The sequence below is a fragment of the Natroniella acetigena genome (genome assembly GCF_023227745.1).
In the GTDB taxonomy this organism is placed as follows: Bacteria; Bacillota; Halanaerobiia; order Halobacteroidales; family Halobacteroidaceae; genus Natroniella; species Natroniella acetigena.
The window spans coordinates 1-10,399 of sequence record NZ_JALKBX010000075.1; the positions used below are offsets into that span (position 1 = coordinate 1).

10 protein-coding genes are annotated in these 10,399 nt (G+C 33.8%); 1 reads left to right on the plus strand and 9 read right to left on the minus strand.

What is annotated here, in order from left to right:
- Nucleotides 1-293: 293 nt before the first annotated feature.
- The 5 genes from MWH25_RS11885 to MWH25_RS11905 form a co-directional block, all read right to left on the minus strand.
- Nucleotides 294-1,073: an enoyl-ACP reductase FabI gene (locus tag MWH25_RS11885; RefSeq protein ID WP_248627869.1), complete on the minus strand. Its 780-nt coding sequence runs from the start codon at nucleotides 1,071-1,073 to the stop codon at nucleotides 294-296.
- A 135-nt stretch (nucleotides 1,074-1,208) separates the two neighbouring features.
- Nucleotides 1,209-2,561 (minus strand): glutathionylspermidine synthase family protein, encoded by a 1,353-nt coding sequence (locus tag MWH25_RS11890; protein ID WP_248627870.1) that lies wholly within the window; start codon nucleotides 2,559-2,561, stop codon nucleotides 1,209-1,211.
- 3 nt (nucleotides 2,562-2,564) lie between these two features.
- On the minus strand, nucleotides 2,565-3,860 hold the full coding sequence (locus MWH25_RS11895; protein WP_248627871.1) for a glutamate--cysteine ligase: 1,296 nt from the start codon (nucleotides 3,858-3,860) through the stop codon (nucleotides 2,565-2,567).
- 133 nt (nucleotides 3,861-3,993) lie between these two features.
- Nucleotides 3,994-4,626: an MBL fold metallo-hydrolase gene (locus MWH25_RS11900; protein WP_248627872.1), complete on the minus strand. Its 633-nt coding sequence runs from the start codon at nucleotides 4,624-4,626 to the stop codon at nucleotides 3,994-3,996.
- 498 nt (nucleotides 4,627-5,124) lie between these two features.
- Nucleotides 5,125-5,787: a transglycosylase SLT domain-containing protein gene (locus MWH25_RS11905; protein WP_248627873.1), complete on the minus strand. Its 663-nt coding sequence runs from the start codon at nucleotides 5,785-5,787 to the stop codon at nucleotides 5,125-5,127.
- A 209-nt stretch (nucleotides 5,788-5,996) separates the two neighbouring features.
- Between MWH25_RS11905 and MWH25_RS11910 the strand changes: the two genes are divergently transcribed.
- Entirely contained in the window at nucleotides 5,997-6,200 is a 204-nt protein-coding gene (locus MWH25_RS11910) for a DUF378 domain-containing protein (protein ID WP_248627874.1), read from the plus strand.
- A 43-nt stretch (nucleotides 6,201-6,243) separates the two neighbouring features.
- Here MWH25_RS11910 and MWH25_RS11915 read toward each other — a convergent pair whose 3' ends face one another.
- The 4 genes from MWH25_RS11915 to MWH25_RS11930 form a co-directional block, all read right to left on the minus strand.
- Nucleotides 6,244-6,792, minus strand: a complete 549-nt coding sequence (locus tag MWH25_RS11915) for an MEDS domain-containing protein (RefSeq protein WP_248627875.1) — start codon at nucleotides 6,790-6,792, stop codon at nucleotides 6,244-6,246.
- 206 nt (nucleotides 6,793-6,998) lie between these two features.
- Nucleotides 6,999-9,221: a heavy metal translocating P-type ATPase gene (locus MWH25_RS11920; RefSeq protein WP_282706963.1), complete on the minus strand. Its 2,223-nt coding sequence runs from the start codon at nucleotides 9,219-9,221 to the stop codon at nucleotides 6,999-7,001.
- Nucleotides 9,222-9,578: 357 nt separating this feature from the next.
- The gene (locus MWH25_RS11925) at nucleotides 9,579-9,941 is read right to left on the minus strand and encodes an ArsR/SmtB family transcription factor (protein WP_248627876.1); all 363 of its coding nucleotides are present in this window, start codon (nucleotides 9,939-9,941) and stop codon (nucleotides 9,579-9,581) included.
- Between the two features lie 2 nt (nucleotides 9,942-9,943).
- Nucleotides 9,944-10,228 carry a cytochrome c biogenesis CcdA family protein gene (locus MWH25_RS11930; RefSeq protein WP_282706965.1) on the minus strand — a complete coding sequence of 95 codons (285 nt, stop codon included), beginning with the start codon at nucleotides 10,226-10,228 and terminating at the stop codon, nucleotides 9,944-9,946.
- Nucleotides 10,229-10,399: the final 171 nt, after the last annotated feature.

A 10,399-nucleotide genomic window follows, 5' to 3' on the forward strand; every position in this document is an offset into this window, starting at 1 on the left:
CATCTTTCCAGTTTTCAGGAATAGAAATATTAATTTGAACATTTTTCATTAGTTATCCCTCCTTACATATACATTATATCATAGTAGAATGTATATGTAAGTAAGAGAAAGTAGTTTTATAGGAAGTTGGAAGGATATTATATTTTTTAATCCAATATTTAATTGCATTAAAAAATGTCGGCATTCATCCAGAGGGCAAGCCCATCTGGTTTTCTGCCGATAAAATCTATAACTTACTTGACTTAACGCGTATAATTAACATATATAGTCCCTTGATATAATAAATCACTTACCTACCCTATAATATTATAACCAGCATCAATATGAATGATCTCTCCTGTTACACCTTGAGATAAATCACTTAACAGATAAAGAGCACTCTTAGCAATCTCTTCTCTCTTAACCAACCTCTTCATCGGAGCCCTTTCAGAAAAAGCCTTCAACAAACCTCTAAAATCAGAGATTCCACACGCTGCTCGAGTCAAAACTGGTCCCGGTGATAAGGCATTGACTCTAATCCCATCTTCTCCAAAATCATCTGCTAAATAAGCAACAGATGCTTCTAAAGCCGCCTTGGCAACTCCCATTACATTATAATTAGGCATTACCTTTTCACTTCCATAATAAGACAAAGTAATTGCTGTTGAATTTCTCCCCTCCATCAATGGTTGGGCCAACTGTAATGCCTTCGTAAATGAATAAACACTGATCTCCATTGCCTTAGTAAAGCCTGTTCGAGAAGTAGCTACATATTTTCCTTTTAATTCAGACTTTTTAGGACCTCCAGCAATTGCATGAACTAAAAAATCCAGTTCACCCGCAAAGTAATCATCCAATTTAGTAAAGACTTGAGTAAACTGTTGATCATCCAATACATCTAACCTTTCATAAAATTCTGCTCCTAACTCTTCAAATAATGGTATCACCTTCCTGGCTACTTGCTCATCTTGATAAGTAAAAGCCAACTCCGCTCCTTGTTGTTGCATCTTTTGAGCAATACTCCAAGCAATTGATTTTTTATTTGCAACTCCCATAATTAAACCTTTCTTCCCTTGCATTAAATTTTCAGCCATCATTTTCACCTCTGCAGTTAATTATTTAATTCAACAATCTGCAACTACTTTTTCCAATATCCCTATAGTATAAATTCTGAATTTGGTTTTTAATCCCTTTTTTTGCAATTGATTTTATATTTAAGTTATTATTAACTACTCTTGAGGTTCTCTTGACTTAGCTATTTGATTTTCCAAATTAACAAAGTTCGGTTGAGTAACACAACCTGTTGCACTGGCAATTATATCTTTCTGACCTGCTCTAGTATAAACCCCTTTGAATTCATGATTGTATAAAAATAGTCCTAAAATATACTTGAATTTTTCAAATTTGAGTTCTCCATCTGCAAAGACTGCTAAATCTCGACTAGGTAGTGAACAATATTCCTGAACTAAATAAGTTCCAGACTCTATCTCTTCTAATTTAGTCTGCCACTCTTGCTCAGTTACATCTTTGCCGATTACTACCCCTTGAGCTCCATATAAGTCCATTGGTTTTAAAACAAACCGTTCCTTATTATTCTTTACCTGCTTAACTAATTTTTTATTGGCTGGTTGATAAGTAAATGTCAGAGGAATGTGCTGTTTAATAAATTCTTTTTCAGCTTGATCTAGAAAATCGATCTGCTTCTGATTATGTAAGATAGAAAAGATAATCTTATTATGTATAATCTGCGATCTAATCGGGCCAACTACACAGACATCTTGATTACGATAGGCAGCTAGAAAGCTATCTATTTCCTGATAATGCTCCATTAAATCTAAAGTCACTGCCCGCCGATAAATTAAATCCACCCTGAAATCATCATTATATAAGTCAATACCATCATAAGTTAATTCCCTAGGATCAATAATTTGGGTTGAATAACCCTTCTGGTTTAATATCTTTTTGAAACATTTGAACTCACTGACCATTCCATAACCTTCAAAATCCATGATTCCAATATTCGGTCGTTCTAGCTGACCTCCAAATTGACGATAATTACTTAATAAAGTATCCACCCAACTATCTAATAGTTCATAATACTCAAAACTATAATTCGTAGCAAAATCTTTAACTACTGCAGCATCCAAAAAGTACTTCTCTAAAGTATTTGTTTTGACCATTCCCGAAGAGCCATCTGCATTCAACTCACAAAATTTAAATTCTTCTGGTCCATGATAAAATATATCAAAACGGGCCATCGGAAAATAAGAGTCATAACCAGGATCAACTAAGATTAACTCTTCTAGGTCCTTAGAAAACCCAAAGTATGATCGAAACTCTTGGTCAGTTAAATATCTATCAATGACTTTAGTTAAAATTGTAGCCATTTGAGCAGTTAATTCTTTGAATTTGTCGTTCTCTAAAGAACTGAAAAAAAAAGGCTGATATAAAAAAGGAATCACTGCCCCTTGATAATAGGCAGCTGAATCCTCAAGTTTCTGGGCCAATAATTGATAATCTTCAGCATATCTTGCTGTATCTACTGTTAATAGCTCTTTGTACTTCTGAAATAGTTGATCCATCATCTATTCCCCCTTAACATAAAGATTCAAAATATCCCTTTTGAAAGCTTCTGTTCTGCCTGCTTTTAACTTAGACTTAATCTGGCTTGCTAGAGTCTGTTTAGCATCAATAATCTTAGCTAACGGCTCCAAATAATCAACTTCTGAACTGCTAAGACCCCTTTTGGCCCACTCCAATAATTGAGCAGCTAAATCTATCAACTTATAATTACCTAAGACTGCATCTAAGCCATCAACCATGCTTTCTTCTCGAGCAGCTAAGACCTCCTCTAAACTGAATCCTGCTACCAATTTAGACAACCTTTCTAAATTCTGTTGCTCATAAAATAATCCTTTATATAAAACCACCATCGCCCAACTCAGATCAGGAGGAATAGAATCTGTCATCCTGATCTCAATGAATTGTTTTAACCTAACATCAGGAAAGACCATCGTCAAGATATGCTCTAGTTCCTGAGTCCCAAACTCATTCTCCTTAAAGATCTCCCGGCAGTTCTTATCTCCAGTTGTTAGACATTGATCATTGGTCTTGAGCAGTATTGGCTCTCTAGTCAAGATATACTCTGCATATTTTCTATAACCAAAATCCTCCTCAAATACCTCCTCAATAATCCCAGTTCGAGCAGGATCAGTATTATCCCAAATATATGTTCGTAAAGTCTGTTGCGAATAAACCTCTCCTTCAAAAACAGGAGCATTATCTGTCAATATCGCAAAGAGCGGAGATAAGGCATTAGCAACTCGAAATTTATTTATAAAATCCACTTCATCCTCATAATCCAGAGCCACCTGTAAAGCTGCCGTTCCTTTCATCATATTATGGGCACATTTTCCCTTAGTCTCTAAGTAATCTGACATAATCTGATACCTCTGTTTAGGATTCCACTCTATCTGATCAATCTTACTTTTAGGCTGATAACCAGTTGTTACTAAATAGTAATCTTTATTATCTAAGATTGGAATTAAATCTTCTAAAAAAGCAGAATAGATCTCTTTGAGTTTCTCAATCTCTCCCTGTGGATAACTACTGATCTCTATTTGGCCCCCAGGTTCTAAAGAAACCTTCGCCTGTTGAGAAGTTAAACCGACTAAATGACCATTTTCCTCTTCTTTCTCCCAACCTTGCCGGGCCAACTCCTCTAAAATATCTTCTATTCCATCATCATCTCGATAATCAATTGCTCGCCAAGTATCCTGCTCTACTATGAAATGCTCAAACTCTACTCCAATCTTTTGCTGAGTAGTCTCTCCTTCTTTAAAAAAACCTTCTAGCTTATCTAACTGCTTTTGATACTCCACCTTCTTCACCTCATTTATGTAAATCAATCCTTTCAGTTAAATTGGATTTCATGAACTATACACCTTGCTCTAATATAATCAGCCCTACTAAAAAAAGAACTATTTTTGAATTCCTTATTCCTTATTCATAAGACTACTTTCTTAACATCGCCCTTACCTTCGGATTTCTCTTTCTTTCTACTTCCAAAGTACTCTGACCCAGATGCCCGGGATAAACTACCAACTGAGCATCTAAGTTTAATACTTTTTCTGTAATTGAATCAGCTAACTGTTGATAACTTCCTCCAACTAAATCTGTTCTACCTACTGAGCCTTTAAATAAAGTATCTCCTGTTAATAAAACATCATCTATCTTAATACAAATCCCCCCGAGGGTATGACCTGGAGTATGGATTATTTCTAATTTTAATTGACCTACCTTTAATTCTTCCCCATCTTGTAATATTTTATCAGCTGCAATACTCATACTCGGCACTGAACGACTAATCGATAAATTCAGCTCTGGTTTAAGCAGACCCTCTTGACCAGCCTCATGAATCCAGACCGGTAAGTGCAACTCCTGTTGTAAATCCTCAACAGCTAAAATATGATCATAATGACAATGAGTTAAGATAATAGCTTTAATATTCAACTCTTCTTGTTCAATATAATCAAGAATAATCTCCTTCCCACCACCTGGATCTACAATTATTCCTGTTCCTTCTTCATCAGTTACAACATAACAGTTAACGTTCCCTATTCCCACTGTGAACTTTTTTAAGTTCATTATTTTTGTCCTCCTTCCTTATTGATATAAAGCAGAGCTTTATATCAATTGTTATCAGGAATCAGTAGTCAGTAATCAGTAAGTTCAAAACCATCTAAACCTTGTGATTTAAAAACTTTTAAAGAATTTGAACTTATAATTTTCCTGATTCCTTATTCCAGATTCCTGATACACAACCTTAAACTTGCTTTTATTATTTTAGTATATACTAATCACTATTATAACAGTACTGTAGCTAAGAATAAAGGTTTAACATCTAATTATTGATTGCACTGTAAAAACTAACTTCTCAAACTACAATACACAATATATAGTAGTTGAAGACTTAGAAGCATCTTACCAGCGACATCAAGAATTAGGATATGAAGTCAGTGGAGTGTATTACTTCTTAACCAATCCAGATGGATATCGTACCGAAATTATTCAAAATTAAATTGAGTTAGCCTCCTTTAAAACCAAGGAGGCTTTTTTCATATCTATGCACTTATACTTTAAGAACTACTCTAATTCCAAAAATAACTGCTCAAAATGTTGACTAGCATAACCTCCATAATAATTAATTCTTTCCTTATAGAAATTATAACGACCTAACACTTGAAATAAGTATCTATGAAAAAGCTCATCTGAATGTTTAGAATTAGCATTTGTAAAGCCCTGATTATAAGAGATGATTATTCGATTAAGATCACCATCATAAAGCTGAGAAGCTAAAGCTAAGTAATAAACAGCAAATTTGATTCCCAGATCAGTTGCATCTAACTTCCGCCATTTATTATAATCAACATTTAACTGATCTGCAATCCATTCAGCAGTATCTATCTTCATGCTAGATATTCCAATACTTCTTCCTTGATCATAATCACTTCTCGAAACAAAGTTAGTCTCTGTTTCCAAAATAGCAGCAACTAACAAGGGATCGATATCAACATTAAATTGATCAGAATAATAATTAGACCACTTGATTATCTCTTCAGTATATTCTTCAACTCTAAACTTAGGTAGACTGACAGTTGTATTGTAGGCATTATTATGGATATATTTAATTCTATAATTTAAAAAGCTTCTTATTTGTTGCTCCTCCCTTTGTACAGTATATCCCATACTAGTAGTAGACATAATCAACAAGAACACTAATAACATAGTAACCATCTTTGATTTCATGGTTGAATCCTCCTTTTTTTGAAATAATTAACATATTATATACTATTCATTATTTATTTCGTGCAGAACCATTATTTTAGTTAAAATAGTATTTATTATTATTCTCTCTAATATAAGAAGATACCTTCCCATTCTACTCAAAAACATTTACTGAATATCAAATAAAGGATTCAGAGATACTATAAAAAAAGGTAAGGAGTTGATTAATAATGGATAGAACAGCACTCATCATAATGATTATCGGAGCATTAAATTGGGGATTAATCGGTTTATTTAGATTTGACTTAGTAGCAAGCCTTTTTGGAGGACAAACTGCAATGCTTAGTAGAATAATCTACTCTATTGTTGGGATTGCCGGACTATATTCTATCAGTTTACTCTTTAGAGAACGAACTCAAAATGAAATTGAATAAATCTAAAAAAATAATAAGGCCTTATTAATAAGGCCTTATTATTTCATACTACTAATCCATTTTTAGTTAAATCAAGATATTCACCCGCACTCAATAAGCTTTGATGACAATTCAGAGCTTGCTCTAACCAAAAATTTAAACTATCCTTTTCGATCAAATCAATAACATCATACATACATAATACTAATAAATTACTATCTTCTAATACCTCATTCATAACCTCTTCAAACTCCCAAACAGCTTCTTGACCTACTTCTTTTACTACTTTACTGACTTGATATAAGACCCTAACCTTACTAAATTCTCCTGCAAAAAAGGTTCCTAATTCTTCTTGCAAACCATCTTTGCCACGTTGCAAATAAACTTTTATTAATTCCAATTCAGATATAAACTCCAACTGAGCCGCTTGCTGATAGTGCTCATCAAGAGCTTCTAAAATCTGCTCTTTTAACTCGCTTTCTGCATAATAAAGGACTTTTTCCCCTTCTTTTAAGCCTTGACTTAAAAACTGAACTGTTTTTACTAAAAAATGTTCCTTGCCATAATATAAGCTACATACATGTCTGCTAGTACTCCCACTCTCTAAACTCATCTCGCTCCTCCTTTAATTCCACCTCAAAAAACTTATAGAACTTATAAAACTTATAATCAATACCTACTACAGTATTTTTAGTGATTTAAAGAACTAAGTTTGTGATTCACTTGTCAATATTATAACAAATATTAACAAGTATCGCAAGTGAATTTGTTCTTTTAATTACATTATTTAACATTTAGTCTGGGGGAAGGATCTCCTCTTTAATTAAATTTTTGGCTCATAATAATCCTCAATGCATTAAAGATAGCTAATAAAGCTACTCCTACATCTGCAAAAATGGCTGCCCACATCGTTGTCAATCCAAATAAACCCATAATTAATATAATTCCTTTAACTCCTAATGCTAAAATAATATTTTGCCAGACTACTCTTCGAGTAAAGCGGGCAATCTTAATTGCCTCTACTAGTTTAGTCGGTTCATCTGTCATCAATACAACATCTGCAGCTTCAATAGCTGCATCTGAACCTAAGCCACCCATTGCTACTCCTATATCACTCCTTGCTAAGACAGGAGCATCATTGATCCCATCTCCTACAAAGACAACTTTACCTCCTTCTTCTTTCTCTTGGATAAAACTTTCCATTAATTCAACCTTATTTTCAGGTAACAACTCTGCATAATATTGATCTAGCTTTAAATAATCTTTCACCTGTAAGGCAGCTTGCTTACGATCACCAGTCAACATTGTTAACTGCTCAACCTTTAATTCTCGTAAAGATTCAATTGCCCCTTGAGCATCTGGCTTAACCTGATCAGAAATCAAGATAGTTCCGAGTACCTCTTGCCCATAACTAACATAGACTGCTGTTCCTTTAAAATCACTAGCTTCAAATTGAACCCCTGCTGCAGTCAATAACTTTTGATTACCTACTAATAGTTCTTTCCCTTTTACAGTAGCGGTTAATCCCTGACCAGAAATCTCTCGATAGTTATTAATCACTTCACTACTGACTTCTGTTGGACAAGCCTCTACGATTGATTTAGCGATCGGATGATTAGAATTTAATTCTATTATTGCAGCCAACTCCAATACCTCTTCTTCTGTCCAACCAGGTTGAGTATCGACCTCAATCACCTGAAATACTCCTTCTGTTAAAGTACCAGTCTTATCAAAAACAACCTGCTTCACATTATTTAAAGCTTCTAAATAATTACCCCCTTTGACTAAGATTCCATTTTTGGAAGCAGCCCCAATCCCACCAAAAAAGCCGAGCGGAATCGAAATTACCAGAGCACAAGGACATGAAATAACCAAAAATACTAAAGCCCGATAAAACCAGATACTGAATGCTTCCCCTGTAAATAATGGTGGTATGGTAGCCACTAAGAAGGCTCCTGCTACTACCAAGGGCGTATAATATCTAGCAAATTTAGTGATGAAATTTTCGGTAGGTGCTTTCTTAGCAGCAGCATTTTCAACTAAATCTAGTACTTTAGCTACTGCAGAATTATTGAATTCTTTTTCTACTCTAACGGTCAAAACCCCATCTTGATTAATAAAGCCACTTAAAATCTCATCGCCTACTGTTATCTTTTGAGGTACCGATTCCCCAGTTAAAGCCGAAGTATCAATCCTTGCTTCTCCATCAATCACTCTACCATCAACTGGGACTTTATCCCCTGCTTTAATAATAACTATATCTCCAACTTCAATTTTTTCTGATGGCACTTGCTTAATTTGATCACCAACTTTTAAATTAGCATAATCAGCTTTAATCTCCAACAAGGATTTAATTGAACGTCGAGAATGATCGACAGCTCGTGCTTGAAAAATTTCACCTACTTTATAAAATAACATCACTGCCACTGCTTCAGGAAACTCTCCAATTGCAAAAGCTCCACTCGTAGCAATTGTCATTAAGAAGTTTTCATCAAACACTTGTCCATTTCCAATATTTTTAATTGCCTTTAAGACTACTGTTCCACCTATTATTAAGTAACTAGTACCATATAAGATTAACTGGTGGAGAAAAGAGAGATCAAATAATAAAGCTACTACAAAAAAACTACTCCCCACAATTAATTTAATTATCCTCTTTTGCAAATTATTATTTTCTTCTTCTAATCTTTCTGGCATTCCAACTTCTTCTTCAGTAGATACTCTAACCTCAGGTTCTATCTGATTGATAATCTTATTAACTGACCTAATTATTTCACTTTCCACTCCATCTTGCTCAGTTATAATTGTCAACTTTTCTGAAAGAAAATCCAATCTTGCCTCTTGTATATTAGATAGCTTATTAACTTCTCTTTCAATCTTAGCAGCACAATCTGCACAACCCAGCCCTTTTAGTATTAACTCTATCTTTTTTTCCATCTTCTTTAGCTTTAAATTTGAGTCTATTTTCTCTTCCCCCTTTATTGCTTTATTTTTAGCTTTAGACTCTTTTTTTATTTCTGTAACCAGCTTTTTGGCCTCCATTTAATCCCTCCTAATAATATTTTCATTTAGATCAAATTTTAACATCACACTACTTAACAGATAGATAAGTTTTTATGCCCTCCATCCATTTTAATTGATAATTAATAGTTTAAAATTAATAGTTAAAAACCTTCAAAACCTTTGAATTTATAGGCTTGATCTTCAACTCTCAATTATCAATTATCAACTATAAACTGAAGCTTTATAATACCAAAAATCAGATTAAATTAATTCTTATAACTACTGAAACAGCTAACATATGAATACTTATTCATATGTTAGCTGAAAAAATACATGAGTGTTTGTTCATATATTACTATTATATACCCCATCAGCAGGAATTGTCAACAAAATTTGTTATTTTCCTTCTTTAACATGCTCCAATCCTTGACTAAATAATTGTAAAACATGATCATCATCTAATGAATAATAGACAACCCTTCCTTCCCTTCTGTATTTAACCAGTTTAAATTCCCGTAACTTTCTTAATTGGTGAGAAATAGCAGATTGACTCATCCTTAATAATTCAGAAATATCACAGACGCATAACTCCTGCTTAGCTAAAGTATGTATAATCTTAATTCGCGTCGGATCCCCTAAAATTTTAAAAACATCTGCTAATTGAGTAATAACTTCTTCAGATAACTCATCCTTCTTCAGTTCTTCAATTATTTTCGATTGGACACAGTATTCCTGACAAACTAACTTATCGTCTTCCATCTTCATCCTCCCCATTTTAATTGATAATTTACAATGTACAATTTACAATTAAATTTACTCATTGAAATAGCAAATCTATCAATCATTACTGCAGCAATTAAAAAAGGAATTCCTAACCCTAATGAATAATTAACCAGCAATAGAACCCCCATTTCTATCGTCTGGGAAGTTCCTGCATACAATAAAATAGAAGCTAAAATCGGGCCAACACAGGGCGTCCAACCAGTAGCAAAAAAAAGCCCCATCAAAATAGAGCCAAACCAACTGCTATTGATATATAGTGTCAGTAATCTGTGTCTGTATCAGTGAAGATCAACACCTTTAAACACCTCAAACATAGGTTTTGAAGTTAGTTTTTTTACTGACACTAATTACAGACACTGACAATAGAGATAGGTAATCCTTCAATAGTATTGTTACCTATTTTCAGATTTTCCCCCTCTTCACACCCAGCGTGA

Excerpts from the sequence above, each read along its gene's own strand:
- MWH25_RS11885 (WP_248627869.1), bottom strand. The coding sequence starts at position 1,073 with ATGGCTGAAAATTTAATGCAAGGGAAGAAAGGTTTAATTATGGGAGTT.
- MWH25_RS11890 (WP_248627870.1), bottom strand. The coding sequence starts at position 2,561 with ATGGATCAACTATTTCAGAAGTACAAAGAGCTATTAACAGTAGATACA.
- MWH25_RS11900 (WP_248627872.1), bottom strand. The coding sequence starts at position 4,626 with ATGAACTTAAAAAAGTTCACAGTGGGAATAGGGAACGTTAACTGTTAT.
- MWH25_RS11905 (WP_248627873.1), bottom strand. The coding sequence starts at position 5,787 with ATGAAATCAAAGATGGTTACTATGTTATTAGTGTTCTTGTTGATTATG.
- MWH25_RS11910 (WP_248627874.1), top strand. The coding sequence starts at position 5,997 with ATGGATAGAACAGCACTCATCATAATGATTATCGGAGCATTAAATTGG.
- MWH25_RS11915 (WP_248627875.1), bottom strand. The coding sequence starts at position 6,792 with ATGAGTTTAGAGAGTGGGAGTACTAGCAGACATGTATGTAGCTTATAT.
- MWH25_RS11920 (WP_282706963.1), bottom strand. The coding sequence starts at position 9,221 with ATGGAGGCCAAAAAGCTGGTTACAGAAATAAAAAAAGAGTCTAAAGCT.
- MWH25_RS11925 (WP_248627876.1), bottom strand. The coding sequence starts at position 9,941 with ATGGAAGACGATAAGTTAGTTTGTCAGGAATACTGTGTCCAATCGAAA.